Raw genomic sequence first — 22,134 nt, forward strand, 5'->3', positions numbered from 1 at the left:
TGTGCTTTCAGAATTCAGACTCAGACACAAAAGGAGGAGCACTCTGGACGACAACCCCTGAGGTGTTTCCATGGCTCACGTACCGCAAGATCGGGTCGACGAGGTAGCACCTCGGGATACCCGCCCTGAACCGCCCATCAAAAGCATGCCCCAAGCAGATATCGCGCTCAGGGGACTCTACGAGATATCGAAGGTGCTGACCGCCCCCAGCGAGCTGGAGATTACGCTCGCCAATGTCGTGAACATCCTGCCTTCGTTTCTGCAAATGCGTCACGGAGCAATCGTCGTCCTGGACGCTGAAGGAGAGCCGGAGATTGCCGCAACTGCCGGCAATACCCACGCACCTCAATCAGGCACTCGCCGCGTCATACCACAGGCCATAACAGATCAAATCGTCGCTACGGGGACGCCGCTCTTCATACCGGACGTCCGCAAGTCCCAACTATTTCAAGCTGACCTTCAAACATCTTCGAGCAGCGGCACCATCCCAATTGCCTTTATCGGTATCCCGCTAAAGGCTGATCATAAAATCCTTGGGACATTGTCGATCGACCGCGCCGGAGACGGCGCCACCGACTTTCGCGACGACGAGGACACATGCTTCCTGACGATGGTCGCCAACCTTGTCGGCCGGACGATCCGTCTCCATCGCATCCTGAGTACAGATCGTCAGCGGTCTGTCCATGAGCAATGGAGACCGGAGAAATCGCCCAACGAGGGGAGGACCTACGACCCTGCCCGGCATGCGGATGTCAAAATCGAAGGGATCATCGGGGAAAGCCCCGCACTCAAGCAGGTGCTCGAAACCGTCTCGGTCGTAGCAGGGACCAATTCCACCGTGCTACTGCGGGGTGAAAGCGGCACCGGCAAGGAATTCTTTGCGCAAGCCATCCATAAGCTCTCACGTCGGAGGAAGAAGTCTTTCGTCAAATTGAACTGCGCCGCACTGTCTGAAAGCGTTCTGGAGTCAGAACTGTTTGGGCATGAAAAGGGCGCTTTCACGGGTGCTATCTCCCAGCGCGCCGGTCGTTTTGAATTGGCAAATGAGGGAACGCTGCTACTTGATGAAATCGGCGAGATTTCGCCGGCCTTTCAAGCCAAGCTGTTGCGTGTCTTGCAGGAAGGCGAGTTGGAGCGAGTCGGCGGCACCAAAACGCTACAGGTCGACGTGCGCCTCATATGCGCCACCAACAAGGACCTCGAGACGGCCGTCATAAAAGGGGAGTTCAGGGCCGACCTTTATTACCGCATCAATGTGGTGCCAATTATCCTGCCTCCGCTCAGAGAGCGACCCGGCGATATTCCACGCCTTGCGAACGCCTTCCTCAATCGATTCAACAAGGAGAACGATCGCGCACTCGCCTTCGCGCCGTCGGCGCTTGACCTGATCTCGCAATGCTACTTCCCTGGTAACGTCCGCGAGCTGGAGAACTGCGTCCAAAGGACGGCCACACTTGCGCGTTCAAGGACGATCACGCCATCCGATTTCGCCTGTAAGAAGAGCGAGTGCCTTTCCTGGCTCCTCTGGAAGCGAGCCGACCGCTCGAATGGCGGCAATACCATCGACGATCTCGCACGGGTCAACGCAGTGCCGGTCGGATTGCGGCTGCCGGCCAGTCGCATCGGTGCCTCCGCAGGCAACGTATCTCCCCTTGCGGCCGGCGATCCAAACGATCCCGCTTGTCCCCCGCGTCTGACGGAACGCGACCGGCTGATCGACGCGATGGACAAGGCCGGTTGGGTTCAGGCCAGGGCGGCTCGTATCCTCGGCCTCACGCCGCGGCAAATCGGCTACGCGCTGCGCCGATATGGCATCGAGGTGAAGAAATTCTAGACGTCGTGATGACGTCAAACGTAAGCCCGGAGTAGTCTCCCTCACACCCTTCGCGCCCAAGGCTGGTAGCCTTCGCGACCCGATTTGCTTGTCCACTGTCGGAAGCCCGACAAAGGTGTGTCGGAGCAATCCGACGGAATCCGACACGAAAGCCAATTCGTGAACCAAAACCGCTCTTTGAGCTGGCATAGGTCTTGCGGTTTGAACTGCGACATTCACCCAGCAACGGAGCCGTTCGATGTCCGCACCGGCAATTTCGCTTGAGAGCCTCAGCACGACATTCGATGACCAGTTGCTTGCCACCGTGAAAGCCGGTGGCTGCGCGTCTTCGTCCTGCGGCTCGTCGATAAAGCCGGACGACACGGATCCGGCTGTCTGGGACAAGATCAAGGATCACCCCTGCTTTTCAGAAGAGGCGCATCACTATTTCGCGCGCATGCACGTCGCGGTCGCGCCCGGCTGCAATATCCAGTGCAACTACTGCAATCGCAAATATAACTGCGCCAACGAAAGCCGGCCTGGGGTGGTCTCCGAAAAGCTGACGCCCGACCAGGCGCTACGCAAGGTGATCGCGGTCGCCAACGAGGTGCCGCAGCTTTCCGTGCTCGGCATCGCCGGACCTGGCGATGCCTGTTACGACTGGAAGAAGACGAAGGCAACGTTCGAACGAGTCGCCAGGGAAATCCCAGACATCAAGTTTTGCATCTCCACGAATGGGCTCGCGCTGCCGGACCATGTCGATGAGCTTGCCGACATGAATGTCGATCACGTGACGATCACCATCAACATGGTCGACCCTGAGGTCGGTGCAAAGATCTATCCTTGGATCTTTTACGACCATCGCCGCTACGTCGGCATCGAAGCCGCCCGGATCCTGCACGAGCGGCAGATGTTGAGTCTGGAGATGCTGACCGCGCGCGGCATCCTCACCAAAATCAATTCGGTGATGATCCCCGGCGTGAACGATGAGCATCTGATCGAGGTGAATAGATGGGTCAAGGAGCGAGGCGCGTTCCTGCACAACCTCATGCCGCTGATTTCGGACCCGGCGCACGGCACGCACTACGGACTGAGCGGGCAACGCGGCCCAAACGCAATGGAGATGAAGGCTCTTCAGGATCGTGTCGAAGGCGGCGCCCAGTTGATGCGCCACTGCCGGCAGTGCCGGGCAGATGCCGTCGGCCTGCTCGGAGAGGATCGTGGCCAGGAATTCACAGTCGACCGGATTCCCGGCGAGGTCACCTACGATGCCAGCAATCGCAAGGCCTATCGGGAGCTGGTCGCGGAGGAGCGCCGTGATCACGTGGCGGCTAGGAGAGAAGCGATCGGATTGGTCAAGGCAGCGAGCCCCGGCAAGTCCCTTCTCTTCGCGGTGGCGACCAAGGGTGGCGGCCGCGTCAATGAACATTTCGGCCATGCGAAGGAATTCCAGGTTTATCAAGCCTCGCCGAGAGGGATCAGTTTTGTCGGGCATCGGAAGGTGGAGCAGTATTGCCTCGGCGGCTGGGGCGGAGAAGCCGCCCTCGATGGCGTCATCGCAGCGCTTGAAGGCATAGATATCGTGCTGTGCGCCAAGATCGGAAACTGCCCGCAGGATCAGCTCGCCGACGCTGGAATCCAAGCCACCGACGCATATGCCCACGACTATATCGAGACCGCAATCAGCGCGATTTACGCGGCCGCGTCTGGGACCCCCGCACTCGCGGCGACGGCCTGAGCGCGTCTCATCCATTCGGACCAGGAGTTAAAATGGCTTTCAAGATCATCGCATCCCAATGCACCCAATGCGGCGCCTGCGAATTCGAGTGTCCCTCCGGCGCGATCAAGTTCAAAGGCGAGAGCTATGTGATCGAGCCGCAAAAGTGCACCGAATGCGAGGGGGTCTTCGATGCGCAGCAATGTGCCTCGGTATGCCCGGTGCCGAGGACCTGCGTTCCTGCGTGACGGACATTGGGCCGCCGACATGGTCGCGGATGCCTTCGCAGGACGCCTGGAACGCCTTTGTTCACAATCTGCAGCCTCAAGAGAAATCAGGGAACGGACATGTCGCTCGGACGCGAAGAGGAGGTCGAAATCCGCAGGCCTCCACGATTCATGCCGGGAGAGCGGGTACGTGCCACTCGCCACATAAAGAATGACGGCACCTATCCTGGGAGGGAGATCGGCGAAAATCTCGTGCGGAAGGGCGACGAGGGATATGTGCGCGACATTGGCACCTTTCTCCAGCAGTTCTTCATCTATGCGGTCGAATGGATCGACCGTGGCACAGTCGTCGGCATGCGAGCGCGTGAACTGATGAGCCTCGACAAAGCCGAGGTGCCCTGCAGTGCTGATAGCAATACCAATGAAGGGACGGCCAGATGAAAGTCATGATCCGCAGGACCGATGCTGGCTTGTCGGCGTATGTCCCGAAGAAGGACCTCGAAGAGCCGATCATCAAGCTCGAGAAGGAAGAGTTGTGGGGCGGAACTGTGACGCTCAGGAACGGGTGGCGGCTCCTCCTACCCGATCTTCCACGGGATACGCGTCTGCCGATCACCGTCGAGGCAAGGAAGGTTTCCGAAGAGGACTGATGCTGCCCGTTCATAAGGTGCGTCGCGAGGAAACGAGCATGAACACGATCCTGACATCGGGCCACCTGGTCATCGTGCGGGACAGTTTTGCCGAAAAGCTGCTTGACCTGGCGAACGAAGCGCTCGCCGCCGATCAGGTGATCCCCTATCTCGGTCCGGGTCTTCTTGGGTTCAACTGTGCGGAACCGCCTGTGCCGCATACGCCGGAGGTCGTTGCCGCGGCACTCAATGCACGGGCGCCAGCCCCTTCCAGGATCCGCACCAATATGTGGTCGGTTGCGCAGTTCATCGAACAGCGCCGGCATCGCCGAACGCTTCAAGCTTGGATGACCGACATATTCGCAGCGCCGGTGGCGCCGACCCTCCTCCACGCCTGGCTCGCAAGGCTGCCGCTCTCCCTCATCGTCGACAGCTGGTACGACGGCGCGATGCGCACGGCTCTCGTAGAGACCGGCCGAACGGACGTCGTTGAGATACAAGGCGTCACGCGGGCGAACGAAATCGGTAACATTTGGACGAAAACCTACGATTTGTCCGGGAGGGAACTCGACCCCCGATCGGGGGAAAAGACGGTTCTCTATACACCTCACGGGAGTATTAGGCCTGCGCAAAACTTTCTCGTCGCAGATTCCGACTATGTCGAAGTCCTGACCGAAATCGATATCCAGACACCGATCCCAGACGTGGTGAAGGAAGGGCGCATCACCCGTGGATTTTTCTTCGTTGGCTGCCGCTTCAACGATCAGATGCTGCGCACCTACGCCAGGCAGATCATGAAGCGCTCCCGAGGTCCACATTGCGCGGTAATGGACGCGGAAACGCTGACCAGAAACGAAGCGCGTTTCCTTGCGGCAAGCGGAATCACGGTGATCGACATGCCAGTAAGTGAAGCCGCGGCTCGGCTTATAGGAACGGGCACTGCTGCAGGTGGTGGACAGGATTAACAATGGCGGGCCCCTTTGATGATTGGTCCTTCGGCTTGCCTCGAAGGCGCAAAATGCAGTCGGGAATACACCTGTGAGCAGTGATGCTATCGGCAGCGCAACGAACGCTCTGAATTCGTTGACCCATGTGGAAGCGGCGCGCTGGGGCCGGGATTTAAGTACGCTGTTGCGCATCACGCGTATGAATTTGCGGCATCCCTGGCAGGTCGCCTTCGCTATGGGCTCGACGATCATGGCTGCAATCCTCCAGTTGCTCATTCCCCAGCTGCTCGGCCGGGCTGTCGACCAGACCCAGACAGCCATCGGGGGCGGTGTCGCGGGGACCGCGGCAGGACAAGCGCTCTGGATCCCGGCTCTCGTGCTGCTCGCCGTCAGCGCGCTACGCGGCCTTTTCACGATGGCGCAGAACTATTTTGCCGAAGCCGTCGGGCATCATGTCGCGTACGAACTGCGGCTCGCCTACTACGACAAGATCCAGCGTCTCAGCTTTTCCTTTCACGACCGGGTCCATTCAGGCGATCTGATCACCATCGGAATGCTCGATCTCCAAGGCGTGCGGATGTATTTTTCCACCGCGCTCGTTCGCGTGCTCCTGCTCACCATGCTGATCGGGATCGGCGCCTACATGATGATCTCGACCGATCCCATGCTCGGCCTGGTCGCGCTGAGCTTCGTGCCTTTTGTCGCCTGGCGCTCATCGGCCACACAGCTTAGGCTGCGCGCCACCTGGCTCGACCTGCATGAGCGGCTTTCGGTACTGAGCCGCGTGATGGAGGAAAATCTCGCAGGCATCCGCGTGGTCCGCGCTTTTGCGGCTCAAGCCTATGAGATGCTGAAGTTCGACGGCGCTTCCAAGAACGCGCTCGACCTCGCCCACGACCGAGTTGACATCTACGTGCCCAGCACGTCGGCGATGACCTTGTCCTTCTTTTTCGCAATGGGATTGGTGCTCTGGATCGGTGGCAGCAAGCTCGTCGCTGGCGAGATAAGCGTCGGAACGGTGGCGACCTTCCTGACCTTCATGACAATCCTGCAAATGCCAGTCCGCCAGATCGGCCTCATGGTCAATGCCTTTGCCCGCGCTTCTAGCTGCGGTTCGCGGCTTTTCGGTCTCCTCGACCAGGAGATCACAATCAGGGATGCTCTCGAGGCCAGACCGCTCGAGATAAGCGACGGCACTCTGCGCTTCCACAATGTCTCGTTTGCGTACCCCAGCGCCGAAAACCGCGCCATTCTGAAGAACCTCAGCTTTGAGGCCCGTAGAGGCGAGACGATCGCGATCGTCGGTCCGCCGGGTTCGGGCAAATCGACGATGGCTCATCTGGTCCCCCGCTTTTACGACGTGACCGGCGGCGCCATCATGCTGGACGGCCAGGACATTCGTAATGTCACCCTCGCGACGCTTCGCAAGGCGGTCGCCGTCGTACAGCAGGATGCATTCCTATTCACCACCACGATCGAGAACAACATCGCTTATGGCGATCCCTGGGCGAAGAGACAGCGAATCGAACGCGCTGGCGAATTCGCCCAGCTCCACAACTACATCCTCGGGCTCCCAGCAGGCTACGAGACGGTCGTGGGCGAACGCGGCGTCTCTCTCTCTGGCGGCCAGCGCCAGCGTCTCACGATTGCTCGCACCATGATGCTGCGCCCCTCCGTCGTCGTTTTCGACGACTCAACGGCGGCGATCGATGCCGGCACCGAGCAGCGCATCCGCGCGGCGATGCGGCGCTTCGCCAAGGATCGGGTGACGATCATCATCGCGCACCGGCTGAGTGCGCTTATGCACGCCGATCAGATCCTTTTTGTCGATAACGGCGAAATCGTAGAACGCGGCACGCATCAAGAGCTTTTGGCGAAGCGGGGACGCTACAGGGCCCTTTACGATCTCCAGACGCGCCCGGGTGATGACATTATGACCCAGTATGGGGGCGCCCGCTGATGGCGCAGGGCCGCGCCGGCGAACTCGAAGCCGAACGTGACGACGGCAGACGCCCTCCGCGCGCCGTTGTCGGCTCGCACCGCATCGAGGAGGAGATGTTCGGCCGGGCTTTCGACAAGAGCATCCTCCGGCGCATCTGGACCTTCGTCCGTCCCTATCGGGCCAGGGTAGTCATCACCATTTCAGCAATGCTGATCTTCACCGGGACGCAGCTTCTCATCCCGTTGATCATCCGCTACGCGATCGACCAGGGCATGAACCCGGCAAGGACCGATCGCTCAGCCCAGCTTGCGGCCGTCGGCGCGTTCGTTTTGGCGATTTTGGTCAATTTCGCTGCCGGCTACATGCAGGAAACCGTGGTTGGGAAAGTGGCCGAAACTGTCCTGTTCGACATCCGCCGCGCCATGTTTGGCCATCTGCAGAAGGTTTCGCTCTCCTTCATGGACAAGACCGAGGTCGGACGCCTCATGTCGCGCCTGCAAGGCGACGTCAACTCCATACAGGAATTCCTCGAAACCTCGGTATATTCCGTAGGCGATGTTGCGCTTCTCTTCGGCATCGTTTTCGTAATGCTGTGGCTCGACTTCCGCCTCGGCCTCCTGACGCTCTCGGTTCTGCCGGTCCTGGTGATCGTCCGCATTGTCTGGCTGCCGCGTGCCCGCGACGCCTTCATGGCCGCACACGAGACTAATTCCGTCGTCAACGGCGCGCTGGCCGAAGCCATTCACGGCGTGCGCACCGTCCAGTCAATGGACCGCCAGCAGGTGAATTTCATCCTTTTTGACGACAAGGCCCATGCCAACCTCAGGACCCACCTGATCGCTGCCAAATATGCACTGGTCATGGTGCCTATCGTCGATGGCCTCACCGGCCTCGCCATGGCCGCCGTTATTGTGGTCGGCGGCTCGATGGTCATGAATGGCCGCATAGATGTGGGCGTATTGGTTGCCTACCTATTTTACATCCAGCGCTTCTTTGACCCGATCCGCTCACTCACCCTGCAATATTCGGTCATGCAGCGCGCCATGGCCTCAGGCAAGCGCCTGACCGATGTGCTCGACGTCAAGATCGATGTTCAGGACAAACCCAATGCCGAGATGCTTTCGCCCGAAATGGACGGCTCGGTCGAGTTCAGGGACGTCACCTTCGGCTACAATCCGAACCGTTCGGTGCTGAAAAATGTCTCCTTCCGGGTCAATCCCGGCGAGACGGTCGCACTGGTCGGGCCGAGCGGTTCTGGCAAATCGAGCGCGATGGCCCTGGTCCACCGCTTCTATGATGTTCAGCAGGGCCAAGTGCTGGTCGGCGGACATGATGTGCGCGATCTCACCCAGGAATCGCTCGGCCGCCAGGTCGCCATGGTGCTGCAGGAGCCGTTCCTGTTCACCGGGACGGTCTTCGAGAACATTCGATACCACAAGACGGAAGCCACGCGCGACAAGGTGATCGAGGCCGCCAAGGCGGTCGGCGCCCACGACTTCATAATGAGCCTCGCCGACGGGTATGAGACCCAACTTGGCGAACGCGGCGACAACTTATCTCTCGGCCAGCGCCAGCTTATCAGTTTCGCCCGCGCCCTCGTCGCCGACGCCAAGATCCTCGTGCTCGACGAAGCTACCGCCAACATCGACAGCTACACGGAAATGCAGATTCAGAAGGCTCTGATAAAGCTGCTTGAAGGGCGCACTGGCCTCGTCATCGCCCACCGTCTTGCCACGATCCGGGGTGCCGACCGCATCATCGTGCTTCAGAATGGCCAAGTTATTGCGACTGGCAACCACGATCAGCTAATAGCCATGGGGGGCCTGTATTCCAAACTCTACAATCTCAACTACGCCTCCTTTGACGATATTCCAGAACACGATACGACCGTACAAGCCGGCTCCCAGACCTGACGTCTTGGCGGCCTTGTGGTACTGACATTGACTTCGGGCGTGCCGGCGGACACTCAGGCCGCCGCAGACGAGGAAGCAGGCAGCATTCATGCAAAGCACTCGCGCGGATCGTGAAGACCGGCTGCGAACGATTTCCTCCAGCGTCGTTATCCGACCGCGGTGCACGCCGCGACATCGGGCGAACTCGCTCCAGGTGGTGTCGCTCGGCGTAGCAAAGCCGCTCGCGAGCGCGCCCTCAACAGCGCCGTAGCGAGTGACGGCTTTGCTACCGCCGAGCCGCTGATGAAGCTGGATGCGGGAGCCGCCACCGGCGCCGCCCCGGTCGAGAAGAACCTCTTGCGGCGGGCTATGGGCAACGACTAGCGCGAGCGCGACGAGCAGATGCGTGCCGGCATCGTGACGCGCTCGGCCATCATCTCCTTAGGATCGTGCAGTCTCACACCGTGCCCAGATGCCGGCCAACGCACAAACCTGGTAATCTGTGCCGCCGGCTCGTCGTCAGTTTGGCCTCCCTCACGATTTCCCAATCCCCACCACGTGCACGCTCGAGCAATGTGAGGGAGCGCTGTTACAACGATTTACCTTCGGATCAGACCGCGAATTTCATGGTCAGACAAATCGAGCCATGATTTCGGATTGAATGGTCGTCGCGGTGTACAGGGAAGCTTCTAGCGGCAGATTTCCAAATGCCAGTTGACAAAGCAGGTAGTTGGCACCTGCCTCTTCCAACTGATCTAACAGAGCTTTTCGCACAGATTCTGCTGATCCTACCACACACAATTCACGCTCTATTGCCGCATCGAAGGTCAGCGGCAGGTTTGGTGGAGTCGGGATGGCATTAAGGTCGTAAAGGAATTGGAAGCTCTTGAGCCATCGATCGTAAGCAGGTGCCGCGATCGAATACGCGTCTGTTTCAGAACGCCCAACCACGACCATGCGGAGCAATCCAATAAATGGCGCTTGATCGCCCGCGCCAGCGTTGTCCTCTCGATAGGCGCGGAACGCATCAGTAGTTTTGCGAACAGAAGAGGAAGGTCCTACACACGCGATATTTGCTCCATTCGCAGCGGCCCAGGCTGCGGACTCGGGTCGATTGGCGGCGACCCATGTCGGCGGATGTGGACGCTGATGAGGTCTTAGCGTCAAAGGAACGTCATTGAGCTCAAAATGGCGGCCTTGATAGCACAGCGTGCCAACCTTCATGGCATTAACAAGTATTTCAACAAGAATTTCGCTGGCTTCCGCATAGCGGCCCGGCACCGCGTCCGCACCAATCCCGAAGTAACCCAATTCGATCGGGAGAGCACCGCGCCCTATGCCCAGTTCGAGCCTGCCACCGCTCAACTGGTCCAGCATACAGATCTCTTCGAACGCACGCAGCGGATGATAAAGCGCAAGCAGCATCACCAAGGGTCCGAGACGCAGGCGCCGGGTGCGCTGGGCGACGCTCGATAAGAACAGATTCGGCGATGGACCTCTCCCATGGGGGGTACAGTGGTGCTCTGCGAGATGATAGGCATAGAACCCTAGCTGATCGCACGCCTCTGCTAATATCAGGCGATCTTCGTACTGCCGGGCGATATCGAGGCCGTCCTCGTCCAGATGATCGAAGATGCCGAAGGCTAGGTTTGAAGGAAAGACGTTTGTCACTCGATATTGTCCCTGATTTTAAAGAAAAATGAGTCGTGCTTGGGTGACCAAGCAAGTCTAAAGATAGCAATGTGTGATATCGGATTAGCGTCAGCGTACCGAACGAGCAGAGCCTGACGCTCCCCTGCCCGTGGTGCTTGGTATGTTTAAGCTTCCAACTATATCGCGAGCGGCAGCAAGAAATGCATCCAATTGCTCTTTTGTGCCGATGCTGACGCGGATGCAATGTTCCAAACCATTGTCCGGAAAGTAGGCAACGAGTATCTTTTGCCTTTCCAAGGCTGCTTGCCACCATGAGCCGTCCTGTCCCGCTGGCACACGGGCTAGCAAGAAATTTGCGTGGGAGGGCGTTACGGAAAATCCAAGTTGCGACAGTGCGGCTGTCACTCGCTGTCGTTCATGTCTGATGTGCTTGTGGTTCTCTGCGTAGGCGCCGCGATGCGCAAGCACGCTGATACCAACCGCATGCCCGATCACGTTCATGTTGAAGACGTTCTGGATGTTGCGCAGCCTGCCAATAATCTCAGGGTGACCGAAACCGAAACCGACGCGAATGCCGGCGGCGGCATAGCTCTTCGAAAATGTTCTCAAGATCAGAAGGTTCGAATAACGGTTGATGAGGCGCAGCCCGTGATCGGGTGCAAAGTCGACATAGGCCTCATCAAGGACGACCAGGCGATCCGATTGTGCCACGAGGCGTTCGATATTGCTTATCGAGAGGAATGTTCCGGTCGGATTGTTTGGATTGGCCACCAGAATGAACTTGGCGTCTTTTGCCGGACCGGAAAGCAATTGCTCCATTGGCAGCGAATGAGTTTGACATCCGATCTCGAGAAACTCAGCACCATGCAACATGGCAAGTTTGCGGTTGAACGAAAACCCTGGCGATATCATCGCCACCTTGTCGCCAGGGGCGAGGAAAGCTCTGTAGATGAGTCCGAGCAGTTCAGACGACCCGTTGCCTGCGATGACCTGATCCGTGGATACCCCATAGGTATTGGACGCTGCTTCCCTCAAGCTGATGTTATCGTCGTCCGGATACAGATACTGGCGATTGAGGGCCGCCACTGCACTTTGCATTATGATTGGCGGCAACGGAAACGGGTTCTCATTCGTATTCAGCTTGACAAAACTTTTGTCCGGCGCTGGTCCGTTGGACGGCAGAGCATCTAACTGTCGCGTCCCTTGCGGAAGAGACGAAAGCACAGCTTGCAGTTTTGCATCGGACATATTTTATCTCCGTTTCAGTCGCACAGGGGCATCCGTATGAGCTCGCAACGAGAGCAACATGGCGGACGGATTGACGATGGCAGCGTCGCCTTTCACAAGATGGTCGCAACGCCGGCTGCCACGGGAATTCGGCCAGGCTGTCCTCGGTCGGATCGACTTGACGCGGACGCGGATCTGCATCCCTGCGCGGGCCAAGCCGCTAAGCGGTCTCAGCTAATCCGCCTGAGTCATGCTTTCACAGACGCTTGACCTCGATGCCGTATTTCCTCAGCACGTAGCCAATCTGGCGCGGGGTCAGTCCAAGCAGGCGCGCCGCCTTTGCCTGCACCCAGCCACATCTTTCCATGGCAGCAATGACGCGCTCGGCGTCGGTGGTCCTCGCGCCCAATGAGTGGGTTGCTCCGGCAGGCGGGACTGTGGTGGCGGCCGAACGAGCGGCCGCATCCGGCGGCGTGGCCGGATTCACTTCCTCTGGGAGGATTGGCGCTGGTTGCAGCGCGGCCTTGCCCGATCTGCTCTTCCGCAGTGCCTCGGCAAAGCATTGGTCGTGGGAGCACGCAAAGTCGTTTCTCCCGATTGATCGTCCCTCCGCCAGGATCGCTGTCCGGTGCACGCAATTTTCAAGCTCGCGAATGTTGCCGGGAAATTCACATTTCATCAGTACTTCAATCGCACGCGCATCGAAGGTCAGCGTACGGCCGTTCTCATTGTTGAAATTCTTGAGAAACTCAGCTGCGAGGAGCGGAATATCGCTGCGCCTTTGGCGTAATGCCGGCACCAGCAAGGGAACCACGTTGATGCGATAATATAGGTCGGCGCGGAACTCATTCCTTGCAACCGCCTCTTCAAGGTTCCTGTTCGTGGCGGCAATCACGCGAACGTCGACCTTGATGGTCTGGTTGCTGCCGACGCGCTCAAACTCCTGCTCCTGCAGCACGCGCAGTAGCTTTGCCTGGAAGGAGGCCGAGATCTCGCCGATCTCATCCAGAAACAACGTCCCCTTGTCGGCGAGCTCAAAGCGACCCTTGCGGGAATTGAACGCGCTTGTGAAGGCACCCTTCTCATGACCGAACAATTCGGATTCCAGGACTGTCTCTGGCAGCGCTGCACAATTGAGTTTGATGAAGGGCCGCTTGGCGCGCGGCGACAACTCGTGAATTGCCTTGGCGACCAGCTCCTTCCCGGTACCGGATTCGCCTCGCAACAGAACCGTGGTCTTTGCCTTAGCTACCACTGCGATCTTCTCGAGCAGCGCGCTTAGCGCCGGACTATCGCCAATCATCCCCTTGACGTGAACCTTCTTGCGCTGCGGTGCAGGGTGCTTGACATCAGAGAATTGCGTTTGCAGCCGATCTTCCACCTCTGTCGGTCGTTCGCGGTCGCCCGCGGAGAAGCGGTGCAACTTGACTGTCTGTCCCACCATGTTGGCGATCATGGTGAGCAGCCGGACATCATAATCGAGCCGATACGTTGACCTGCTGTCCAAGGCGCGGTCGATAGTCAGCGTGCCTACGGCGTTCCCATCAACACGAATGGGAACGCCGATGAACGACACGGGGTCGGAGACCCCAAGCACCTCTATGTCAGCGGCAGTGAAGGCCGAATGCACCGCTATGTTCTCGGCGACGAGCGGCGTGTCCGTCGTCACAATCCGATCGATTGCCTTGCGCGGCAGACGCATCCGGGAGCGCTCATCGCTGTTCTCGTCGCAGCCGGTGACTACGGTGATGTCCAGTATGCCCTCAGCGTCGAACAGAGCGATGATGCCGTGCCGCATCTGCACAAACGAGGGCAGGAGATCGACGACCTTGGCCAACGTGACTTCGAGCCGGGCGGGGTCGGTGAGTACTTTCGATATTTCGAAGATGCCGGTAAGCGCGTGCTCGTGCGATGGCACAAAAGGGACCGCGGTGTTCGTCTCGGACTTTGGGTAAGCCCTTTTCGCATCCGGAAGCGAAATGCGGCACTCGCTGGCATTTTGTTCTGATTTGGGAATGTTGTGGTGCATGTGATCCTCGATCTCGCGCCATGAAATGCATGCCGGCGGCATGTGCGCCCGCGACGTCGCGGGCAAGCGCGAAAATGCTCTGAAGTGAACTCGTGCCACCGCCGTGTGGTCGAGTACAAAGCGGGTCGACCCCTGACGCATCGCTTGGCTCTCCCTCCACTAAGCTTGGCCACGTTCTCGGCTTGCACGGGGGCAACCACACGTTGATTTTCAAAAGACTGGAGCGAGCCGGGATAGTCAATCGAGCTTTCTTTCATTCGTGAAAGGAAACCTCGCGGCCTATGATAGAATTCATCAGTTCTAATTTTTGTCGGCGATGTTGAACGACAGAAATACGGCGCCGGCGATGCGGTGCCCGAGCGGCTGACCGCGCCGAGTATAAATTGCCGGGCCGTGCCATTCACCAGCGCCTGCGAACCAGGGGCGGGAGCGATAATCACTGCCGACGGCACTGGTCGGTCGCGGCAACCGCCATTTCCTCGATATTGATGACGCAGATAAGGCGGCGGCGTCGCGTGTGAAGGCGCGAAGCTGGCGGTCGAGCGCGGCTTTCTCGGCGGTGCTCGGAACTTCTGAACCGCATCGTCGCGGTCAGCACCAGCGGCGTCAATCCCTACGTCTCGACGTCGCTTTCAAGCTGTCGCTGCAGCGGGAGCGCGGCAAAGAACACGGCAATTCTCCGCTCTGGTGCCAGCGATGCGGCCCTTCCCAAAGTCGGCAAACCGAGGAGCCCACCACGATGTGCAGCAAAACCGCAAGCCAGAGAGATCGACCGGCAATCTGCCGGAGAACATCAAGCGCGTGCTGGACGGCGGCCTTGTCATTCCCGTCTTGTGCCACCGCATCCGATCAGTTGGCGAGCCCAACGTCAGTTCAGGTCATGCGGATCCATTTGGCATGGGTATTGCGGCGGCGTTGGTGCAGCGTTCGACCGGAGCGCCGCGATAGGGAGAAGCCCGGGAGAAGTCACGCCACCTCGATCCGGTCAGGGAGAGAGAAACAGTGTCAGCTGCACAAGTCCGCGGCGCGAGTCCCGCGCCCCGCAAACCCTTCTATGCCAAGCTTTACGCGCAGGTGCTTGCCGCCATCGCCCTCGGCGTCGCAATTGGCTATTTCTATCCGGGGACCGGCGAGAGCCTGAAGCCGCTGGGTGATGCCTTCATCAAGCTGGTCAAGATGATCATCGCGCCTGTCATCTTCCTGACAATTGCGACCGGCATTGCCGGCATGAACGATCTTCACAAGGTCGGCCGGGTCGCCGGCAAGGCAATGGTCTATTTCCTCACCTTCTCGACGCTCGCGCTGATCGTCGGCCTGATCGTCGCCAATGTCGTCCAGCCTGGCGCCGGCCTCAACATCGATCCGGCCTCGCTCGATGTCCAGGCCGTGAATACCTATGCCGCAAAGGCCCACGAGCAGTCGGTCACCGGCTTTCTGATGAACATCATCCCGCCAACGATAGTCGGCGCCTTCGCGGAAGGCGACATCCTGCAGGTGCTGTTCTTCTCGGTTCTGTTCGGCATGGCGCTCGCGATGGCCGGAGAGACGGGCAAGCCTGTCGTTTCCTTCCTTCAGGCGCTCATCGCGCCTGTCTTCAAGCTCGTCGGCATTCTGATGAAAGCCGCGCCGATCGGCGCTTTCGGCGCAATGGCCTTCACCATCGGCAGATATGGCATCGGTTCGGTCGTCAACCTCGCGATGCTGGTCGCGACGTTCTATTTCACCGCCTTCCTCTTCGTGTTCGGGGTTCTCGGCGCGGTCTGCCGCTACAACGGCTTTTCGATCTGTTCTCTCATTCGCTACATCAAGGAAGAGCTGCTGCTTGTCCTCGCAACGTCCTCCTCGGAGGCCGCGCTCCCCTCGCTCATGCAGAAGATGGAGAAGGCGGGCGCCAGGCGTTCGGTTGTGGGTCTCGTCATCCCGGCCGGATATTCGTTCAATCTGGACGGCACGAATATCTACATGACCCTGGCGGCCCTCTTCATCGCGCAGGCGACGAACACCGATCTGTCAATCGGCGATCAGGTGCTGCTGCTGCTCGTTGCGATGCTTTCCTCCAAGGGCGCTGCAGGTGTGACAGGTGCGGGCTTCATCACCCTGGCTGCTACGCTCGCGGTGGTTCCGAGTGTTCCCGTTGCTGGGATGGCCCTGATACTCGGCATCGACCGCTTCATGTCCGAATGCCGGGCGTTGACGAATTGCGTTGGTAACGCAGTGGCATCCCTCGTCGTCGCCCGCTGGGAAGGAGAATTGGACCAAGCGCAGATGAAAGCCGCCTTCTGCGGTCATCAGCTTGCCGAGGCATCAAACCGGCTATCCTCCGCCGAGTAAGGGCGACGCACCGCGACCGGTTTCGCCAAGCTGGTCACATGACCTGAACGATCGACTCGCAGGCTCTAAACGGCGCCTCACGGACCATGTATCAGAAGCGCTAAATGTGTGAGTGCAAATCATCGCCGCCCTAAGCGAATGAACCTTCCGTTATACCCGGCCGGTCTACGTCTGGAGTAGTCCAATACGCTGTCGATCATTCAGTATGCGGGCGTCTTCACTTTGCCCACCCGAAAGCATTGTCGAATCGCGCTAGGTGACAGAGAGCCAGCCTGCGTCAAAAACCAATCAGAATAGGACCCATGACCAAGCGCCCCACAATTACCGATCTCGCCCGCGAAGCCCGAGTCAGCGTAGCAACGGTCGATCGGGTTCTGAACGCCCGCCATCCGGTGCGCGAGGAGACCGCGCGGCGGGTCCACGACGCCGCCCACGCGATCGGCTATCATGCTGCCGGGCTCATCAAGCAGCGCTTGCGGCGAGACCTACCGTGCTACCGTCTGGGCTTCATCTTAAGAAAACCGGCCCAGCATTTCTACCAAGACTTTGCGCGCGAGGTCGAAGCGTCGGTCAATTTGGCCCAGTCCTTCCACGGCATTCCGCTCATCCAATTCGCCCCGTCACATATGCCGAGCGACCTAATCGCACCGCTCAAGGATTTGGGCGCACGCTGCCATGCGATCGCGATGGTGGCACCGGACCACCCGAAAATTACAGCAGCGGTTGAGGACCTCAAGGCCAAAGGCATTCCGGTTTTCTCGCTGCTTTCCGACTTCGCCGCCGGCGTGCGACAGGGCTATATCGGCCTCAACAACCGCAAGGTGGGGCGCACGGCCGCTTGGATGGTGTCCAAGGTCGCAAAACGGCCCGGCAAGGTGGCGGTGTTTGTCGGTAGCCATCGTTTCCAGGGGCACGAGCTCCGTGACGTCGGCTTTCGCTCCTATTGCCGTGAGAACGCGCCGACGTTCGAGGTGCTCGATCCGCTTGTGAACCTGGAGAAACGGCAGGTCACCTACGAGGCAACGCTTGATCTCATGCAGCGGGAACCCGAGCTCGTCGGCTTCTATGTCGCCGGGGGCGGCATGGAGGGCGCCATCTCCGCGGTCCGGGAAGAGGGTAAAAGTCGCGATCTCGTCGCGATCGTGAATGAAATCACGCCGGAATCTCGGTCGGCACTCGCTGATAACATCATCACGATGGCGGTCGCCACGCCAATGCGCCGGCTTTCCCAGGAGCTGATAACGCTGATGACGCGGGCTATCGAGACCGGCACTGCTGAAACACCAGGACAGACATTTCTGCCATTCGACATTCATCTGCCGGAAAATATATGAAACTGATGGCTTCTATCGTAAGCGGGGAAGTTTCCTTTCATAAATGAGAGAAAGTTGATTGATGATCCCATCCACGCGGGGTAGCCGCACCCCACAGGCCTGAGCCGCGGCCCAGGATGAAGCGCCAATTGGGTGAACGGATCGGCCACGCGTTCAGGCGGAAGCGCGAGGTAAATTGCCTACATCCGCAGCGTCAATCGCGACCGGCTTCATTGCCAACATCTCGACGTTGTCGGTGCAGGGCGGTGTCGTCAAGGATGCCTCACGCCAGTAGCCGAGCGAGGCCGGCACAGTCCATTGGGATTGACCTCGTCGACCGGCATCTCCTCGCCTGGCCGCGCGTGAAAAGCCGCGGCAAGGCCGGCAAAGTTGGCATTTGAGTGGGGCTAGACATCTTCTGGGACTTCGCACGCGAAATCGGAGGCGGCAGTCAACTCAGCACCAACCCGGGCATGTGTTCTGCTCGTTCCTGGCCCTCGTACTCAGCAAGGAACTGCGCCGCTCTGCCGAGCCAAAGGCCTGACGCCCGAATGGCAACCGCTCCTACGCGATCGCGACCGCCTCCAGGAAGCCCGAGACGCTCAATAGCTTTCAAGCAAAGGCGCCAGGCGAGATGCCTCCTGCAACATCATTTCCCGCATCCACAGGCTTGCCGGATCAGTATTGTGAAGCGCGGGCCATTGGACGGCCTCCGTGAATGCGGGATGAGGAAGTGGCGGCGGAAGTCCGACGATCCGCAGGGGTGTTGTTTTTGCGAAATGCTGCGCCAGCCGTAAGGGCATGGTCCCGATGCGGTTGGTGCCTGATATGACGGGCGCGATCAGGCTAAAGCCCTGTACGACGACCTCGATACGTCTCTCGAAACCGTGCTCGAGCAAATACCACTCCTCCATGGTGGGCTGCCGGGTGTGCCTGAATTTGAGCACGACATGCCCCATCGACAAGTATCGCTCGAATGTAAGTGGCTCTGACAGCTGCTTGTTCGTGCCGCAGCCTACGCATACGAGCATATCTTCGAACAGGGCTGCGCGAGGATGTTTCGACATGAACACTTCCGGCATAATCAGAAAATCAACGTCGCCGCGCCGGAGAAGCTCCTCGGGGTCGTCGCAAATAGGCAGACATTCGAAGCGGACGGCGGGAGCTTCCCGCGCAGTACGCTCTACGATCCTCTTAAAAAGCACGAGCGTGAGGTAATCGGAAAGCATGATTCGGAAGAGACGATCCGATTGGGCTGGGTTAAAGGCGTCGGAGGAAATAATCGATAGCTGGATGTGCAGCAATGCGTCCCGGACTGCTGGGGCAAGCCCCTCCGCGCGCGGTGTCAAAATGAGCTCGCGGCCGTTCATCGTAAATAGCTCATTGCTGAAGTAGGCGCGTAACCGAGCGACGGCGGCGCTCATGGCCGGCTGGCTCAGGTTAATACTGTTGGCCGCGGCAGTGACTTTACGCTCCCTGATCAGAGCGTCCAGCACAACGAGGAGATTCAGATCCAGCCCCTTAAACCGCATATCCTGATCTATCCAGCGTGTGGATGGGCATCATCTAAACAATCAATTTTACGAATTTACGAACCATGCATTAGAGGAACGTAAATGACCGACGTCAAGCTCAAATCGACGGCGCCGCCACACGGGCGGGAACATCGAGAGAGCTCATTGGCGAGCCCCCACCGGCTGGCTCACCGTCGCTAACGACAACGGTTGAGTGCAGCCAACAACGCCGCCGCTTTGGCCGGGTAATGCGGCCCGCAAGAAACTATTTTGAAGAGAGGTCCTGAATGCGCCCTCAGGTGCAGTGGAAATTGTGCTGGGAAAACGAGTTGCAGCTCTCGGACCACGTCGAGCTCGCCCAGTTCTTTCGTAATACCTACGGGCCGACTGGGGCGTCCAACGCAGAACCGTTCGAAGGTAGTCGAAGCTGGGCCGGCGCCAGGCCTGAACTCCGCGCAATCGCCTATGATTCGAACGGTGTAGCGGCTCACATGGGCATACTGCGCCGTTTCATCAAGGTTGACGCGGTCGATCTGTTGGTGGCTGAGCTGGGCCTGTACGGGGTACGTCCGGATCTTGAGAGTCTCGGAATCGCCCATTCAATCCATGTCGTGCTTCCAATACTGCAGGAGCTTGGCGTTCCATTCGCTTTCGGAACCGTCCGGCACGCGCTGCGGAATCATGTTGAGAGGTTCGGGCGGCGATACAGCCCTTTGGCCGTCTTGTCGGGAATTCGCGTGCGCTCCACCCGACCAGAGGCGCGCCTCGACCTGCCGCCCACACGCATTGATGACGCACTCACCATTGTTCTGCCAGTTGGACGGCCGATCAGCGAATGGCCCACGGGCACGATGATCGATCGGAACGGACCAGAGCTATGAGCCGTCCCGATTGCTTGTACGAAGTGCGCCGTGAGTGCTCTGACGGCACCGGCCGTCGCAGCGTTTATCTGACGTTTGACGACGGTCCCAATCCACTTTTCACACCGGAGATTCTGGATGTGCTGGCAGAGCAGCGGGTGCCGGCCACTTTCTTCGTCATCGGCGCCTACGCCTTAGAGCACCCGGATCTAATCCAACGAATGTTTGCAGAAGGGCACGAGCTAGGCAACCACACGATGACTCATCCGGATCTGTACAAATGCGGCTTCGGCGAAGTGCAACGTGAGATCTTTGAAGCGAACGGCGCCATCATGAGGGCGTGCCCTCAGGCCTCGGTGCGCTATATTCGCGCGCCCTACGGGGCCTGGAGCGAAGAAGTCTTCACAGCGTCACAGATCGCCGGGCTGACGGCCCTCCATTGGTCCGTCGACCCTCGAGATTGGTCTCGCCCTGGGGTCGACGCGATTATCGATACCGTGCTCGCCTCTGTCCGGCCGGGCGCAATCGTACTCTTGCACGACGGATGCCCTCCCGGCGAGTTGAGCCAGGGCGCTCACGCCGGTCTGCGCGACCAGACGGTCACGGCGCTGTCCCGGCTGATTCCAGCACTTCATGAGCGCGGATTTGTAATCCGCTCACTTCCTCAACATCACTGAACAAACGAGATCCCATGACTCTTCTTGGTACAACCAGCACTGTGGCCATTTCGCTTTATGCACTGCTCTCGACTGCTTATAAGAGCATGCAGGGGATTTATGCTCTGCCGACAAACGACTCATCGGCGTTGGAGGATCTCGTCGGCTCCGATCAACTGCCCAGCGTGGATGTCATCGTCCCCTGCTTCAACGAGGATCCGCGCACGCTTTCAGAGTGCCTGGCGTCCATTGCAGACCAAGAATACGCCGGAAGACTTCGGGTCTATGTGGTTGATGACGGTTCTGGAAATCGTGAAGCCGTAGGAACTGTCCACGAAACCTACGCGCGCGACCCTAGGTTCGACATCATTTTGCTTCCCGAGAATGTTGGAAAGCGCAAGGCGCAGATCGCCGCGATACGCCGCTCATCCGGGGATTTGGTGCTTAACGTTGATTCAGACACGATACTCGCGTCCGACGTCATCACCAAGCTTGTACCGAAGATGCGAGATCCAGCGGTCGGCGCAGTCATGGGTCAGTTGATTGCCAGTAACCGGAGCGAGAGCTGGCTGACAAGGCTGATAGACATGGAGTACTGGCTGGCTTGCAACGAGGAGCGCGCGGCACAGGCTCGCTTCGGTGCCGTTATGTGCTGTTGCGGCCCATGTGCCATGTACCGCCGGTCTGCGCTCCTTTTGTTACTGGACCAGTACGAGTCGCAATTTTTTCGGGGCAAGCCAAGCGACTTCGGGGAGGATCGCCATCTCACTATCCTCATGCTGAAAGCAGGCTTTCGAACCGAGTACGTTCCGGGCGCCATCGCGGCCACAGTCGTTCCAAACAGACTCGGACCGTATCTGCGCCAACAACTCCGTTGGGCACGAAGCACATTCCGGGACACGCTGCTTGGGCTGCGCTTGCTGCCCGGCCTCAATAGCTATCTCACGTTGGACGTGGTCGGACAGAATCTCGGGCCGCTACTCCTCGCCCTATCGGTACTAACGGGCCTCGCACATTTCGCACTGACAGGCACTGTGCCTTGGTGGACAGGACTGATGATTGTGTCCATGACCATGCTCCGATGCAGCGTGGTAGCATTTCGTGCTCGACAGTTTCGATTTCTGGGCTTTTCCCTGCACACGTTCATCAACATCTTTCTCTTACTTCCCTTGAAGGCCTACGCGCTGTGTACATTGAGCAATAGCGATTGGCTGTCGCGAAGCTCTGCTGTCGCTACATCGAACACTGGGGGAAGACAGACCCCCACCCAAACTCCGATCACTGGATCAAGCAGGGCAGAATTCTCGCCGCATGCGGCTCCGCTTCGCAGGCTCAATCTTGCGCGGATTCTTCGGGATTAGCGCTGTCGAGCAACATCTGCGGC

19 protein-coding genes are annotated in these 22,134 nt (G+C 59.1%); 15 read left to right on the top strand and 4 right to left on the bottom strand.

Translation table 11 applies throughout. From position 1 onward, the window contains the following. Positions 1-70 precede the first annotated feature (70 nt). From nifA (NKJ23_RS25870) to NKJ23_RS25910, 9 genes are all read left to right on the top strand, one after another. Positions 71-1,834: a nif-specific transcriptional activator NifA gene (gene nifA, locus NKJ23_RS25870; protein ID WP_352683276.1), complete on the top strand. Its 1,764-nt coding sequence runs from the start codon at positions 71-73 to the stop codon at positions 1,832-1,834. Positions 1,835-2,072: 238 nt separating this feature from the next. After that, positions 2,073-3,551 carry a nitrogenase cofactor biosynthesis protein NifB gene (gene nifB / locus NKJ23_RS25875; RefSeq protein WP_352683278.1) on the top strand — a complete coding sequence of 493 codons (1,479 nt, stop codon included), beginning with the start codon at positions 2,073-2,075 and terminating at the stop codon, positions 3,549-3,551. Between the two features lie 32 nt (positions 3,552-3,583). Beyond that, a complete protein-coding gene (locus NKJ23_RS34730) occupies positions 3,584-3,778 on the top strand; it encodes a 4Fe-4S dicluster domain-containing protein (protein WP_502902569.1) in 195 nt (64 codons plus the stop codon). A gap of 99 nt (positions 3,779-3,877) precedes the next feature. Further along, the gene (locus tag NKJ23_RS25885) at positions 3,878-4,198 is read left to right on the top strand and encodes a nitrogen fixation protein NifZ (RefSeq protein ID WP_352450751.1); all 321 of its coding nucleotides are present in this window, start codon (positions 3,878-3,880) and stop codon (positions 4,196-4,198) included. Beyond that, positions 4,195-4,407: a putative nitrogen fixation protein NifT gene (nifT, locus tag NKJ23_RS25890; protein WP_023678250.1), complete on the top strand. Its 213-nt coding sequence runs from the start codon at positions 4,195-4,197 to the stop codon at positions 4,405-4,407. Before NKJ23_RS25885 ends, nifT begins: the two co-directional genes overlap by 4 nt. A 38-nt stretch (positions 4,408-4,445) precedes the next feature. Continuing rightward, complete coding sequence (locus NKJ23_RS25895) at positions 4,446-5,351, top strand: SIR2 family NAD-dependent protein deacylase (protein WP_352594664.1); 906 nt, start codon at positions 4,446-4,448, stop codon at positions 5,349-5,351. A 73-nt stretch (positions 5,352-5,424) separates the two neighbouring features. After that, positions 5,425-7,293: an ABC transporter ATP-binding protein gene (locus tag NKJ23_RS25900; RefSeq protein WP_352683280.1), complete on the top strand. Its 1,869-nt coding sequence runs from the start codon at positions 5,425-5,427 to the stop codon at positions 7,291-7,293. Then, positions 7,293-9,188 (top strand): ABC transporter ATP-binding protein, encoded by a 1,896-nt coding sequence (locus NKJ23_RS25905; protein ID WP_352683282.1) that lies wholly within the window; start codon positions 7,293-7,295, stop codon positions 9,186-9,188. The genes NKJ23_RS25900 and NKJ23_RS25905 overlap by 1 nt, the downstream gene beginning before the upstream one ends. Positions 9,189-9,347: 159 nt before the next feature. Then, on the top strand, positions 9,348-9,551 hold the full coding sequence (locus tag NKJ23_RS25910; RefSeq protein ID WP_352457028.1) for a hypothetical protein: 204 nt from the start codon (positions 9,348-9,350) through the stop codon (positions 9,549-9,551). Between the two features lie 246 nt (positions 9,552-9,797). Here NKJ23_RS25910 and NKJ23_RS25915 read toward each other — a convergent pair whose 3' ends face one another. The 3 genes from NKJ23_RS25915 to nifA (NKJ23_RS25925) all read right to left on the bottom strand — a co-directional run bounded on the left by NKJ23_RS25915 (position 9,798) and on the right by nifA (NKJ23_RS25925) (position 14,076). Further along, positions 9,798-10,838 (bottom strand): LLM class flavin-dependent oxidoreductase, encoded by a 1,041-nt coding sequence (locus NKJ23_RS25915; protein WP_352683284.1) that lies wholly within the window; start codon positions 10,836-10,838, stop codon positions 9,798-9,800. 90 nt (positions 10,839-10,928) lie between these two features. After that, complete coding sequence (hisC, locus tag NKJ23_RS25920) at positions 10,929-12,068, bottom strand: histidinol-phosphate transaminase (protein WP_023678255.1); 1,140 nt, start codon at positions 12,066-12,068, stop codon at positions 10,929-10,931. A gap of 235 nt (positions 12,069-12,303) precedes the next feature. Continuing rightward, on the bottom strand, positions 12,304-14,076 hold the full coding sequence (nifA, locus tag NKJ23_RS25925; protein WP_352683286.1) for a nif-specific transcriptional activator NifA: 1,773 nt from the start codon (positions 14,074-14,076) through the stop codon (positions 12,304-12,306). Positions 14,077-14,817: 741 nt separating this feature from the next. On the opposite strand from nifA (NKJ23_RS25925), the gene NKJ23_RS25930 reads away from it, so the two are divergent. From NKJ23_RS25930 to NKJ23_RS25940, 3 genes are all read left to right on the top strand, one after another. Then, positions 14,818-15,024: a hypothetical protein gene (locus tag NKJ23_RS25930; protein WP_352683288.1), complete on the top strand. Its 207-nt coding sequence runs from the start codon at positions 14,818-14,820 to the stop codon at positions 15,022-15,024. 54 nt (positions 15,025-15,078) lie between these two features. Continuing rightward, entirely contained in the window at positions 15,079-16,407 is a 1,329-nt protein-coding gene (locus NKJ23_RS25935) for a dicarboxylate/amino acid:cation symporter (RefSeq protein WP_352615322.1), read from the top strand. Between the two features lie 302 nt (positions 16,408-16,709). Continuing rightward, positions 16,710-17,741 carry a LacI family DNA-binding transcriptional regulator gene (locus NKJ23_RS25940; RefSeq protein ID WP_352683290.1) on the top strand — a complete coding sequence of 344 codons (1,032 nt, stop codon included), beginning with the start codon at positions 16,710-16,712 and terminating at the stop codon, positions 17,739-17,741. A 581-nt stretch (positions 17,742-18,322) separates the two neighbouring features. On the opposite strand, the gene NKJ23_RS25945 is transcribed toward NKJ23_RS25940, so the two are convergent. Beyond that, positions 18,323-19,252, bottom strand: a complete 930-nt coding sequence (locus tag NKJ23_RS25945; RefSeq protein ID WP_352506788.1) for a LysR family transcriptional regulator — start codon at positions 19,250-19,252, stop codon at positions 18,323-18,325. 269 nt (positions 19,253-19,521) lie between these two features. Here NKJ23_RS25945 and NKJ23_RS25950 point away from each other — a divergent pair, with 269 nt between their 5' ends. The 3 genes from NKJ23_RS25950 to nodC are packed head-to-tail and all read left to right on the top strand — an operon-like array spanning position 19,522 to position 22,111. After that, complete coding sequence (locus tag NKJ23_RS25950) at positions 19,522-20,115, top strand: NodA family N-acyltransferase (protein ID WP_352483781.1); 594 nt, start codon at positions 19,522-19,524, stop codon at positions 20,113-20,115. Continuing rightward, entirely contained in the window at positions 20,112-20,771 is a 660-nt protein-coding gene (gene nodB / locus NKJ23_RS25955) for a chitooligosaccharide deacetylase NodB (RefSeq protein WP_352457035.1), read from the top strand. The genes NKJ23_RS25950 and nodB overlap by 4 nt, the downstream gene beginning before the upstream one ends. A gap of 14 nt (positions 20,772-20,785) precedes the next feature. Next, positions 20,786-22,111, top strand: a complete 1,326-nt coding sequence (gene nodC, locus NKJ23_RS25960) for a chitooligosaccharide synthase NodC (RefSeq protein WP_352683291.1) — start codon at positions 20,786-20,788, stop codon at positions 22,109-22,111. Positions 22,112-22,134 lie beyond the last annotated feature (23 nt).

It is taken from the genome of Mesorhizobium sp. M0184 (assembly GCF_040322215.1).
GTDB lineage: Bacteria > Pseudomonadota > Alphaproteobacteria > Rhizobiales > Rhizobiaceae > Mesorhizobium.

Coding starts and splice junctions, on each gene's coding strand:
- NKJ23_RS25940 (WP_352683290.1), top strand. CDS start 16,710: ATGACCAAGCGCCCCACAATTACCGATCTCGCCCGCGAAGCCCGAGTC.
- NKJ23_RS34730 (WP_502902569.1), top strand. CDS start 3,584: ATGGCTTTCAAGATCATCGCATCCCAATGCACCCAATGCGGCGCCTGC.
- NKJ23_RS25945 (WP_352506788.1), bottom strand. CDS start 19,252: ATGCGGTTTAAGGGGCTGGATCTGAATCTCCTCGTTGTGCTGGACGCT.
- NKJ23_RS25905 (WP_352683282.1), top strand. CDS start 7,293: ATGGCGCAGGGCCGCGCCGGCGAACTCGAAGCCGAACGTGACGACGGC.
- NKJ23_RS25950 (WP_352483781.1), top strand. CDS start 19,522: ATGCGCCCTCAGGTGCAGTGGAAATTGTGCTGGGAAAACGAGTTGCAG.
- nifA (WP_352683286.1), bottom strand. CDS start 14,076: ATGCACCACAACATTCCCAAATCAGAACAAAATGCCAGCGAGTGCCGC.
- NKJ23_RS25885 (WP_352450751.1), top strand. CDS start 3,878: ATGTCGCTCGGACGCGAAGAGGAGGTCGAAATCCGCAGGCCTCCACGA.
- hisC (WP_023678255.1), bottom strand. CDS start 12,068: ATGTCCGATGCAAAACTGCAAGCTGTGCTTTCGTCTCTTCCGCAAGGG.
- NKJ23_RS25895 (WP_352594664.1), top strand. CDS start 4,446: ATGAACACGATCCTGACATCGGGCCACCTGGTCATCGTGCGGGACAGT.
- nodB (WP_352457035.1), top strand. CDS start 20,112: ATGAGCCGTCCCGATTGCTTGTACGAAGTGCGCCGTGAGTGCTCTGAC.
- nifB (WP_352683278.1), top strand. CDS start 2,073: ATGTCCGCACCGGCAATTTCGCTTGAGAGCCTCAGCACGACATTCGAT.
- nodC (WP_352683291.1), top strand. CDS start 20,786: ATGACTCTTCTTGGTACAACCAGCACTGTGGCCATTTCGCTTTATGCA.
- nifT (WP_023678250.1), top strand. CDS start 4,195: ATGAAAGTCATGATCCGCAGGACCGATGCTGGCTTGTCGGCGTATGTC.
- nifA (WP_352683276.1), top strand. CDS start 71: ATGGCTCACGTACCGCAAGATCGGGTCGACGAGGTAGCACCTCGGGAT.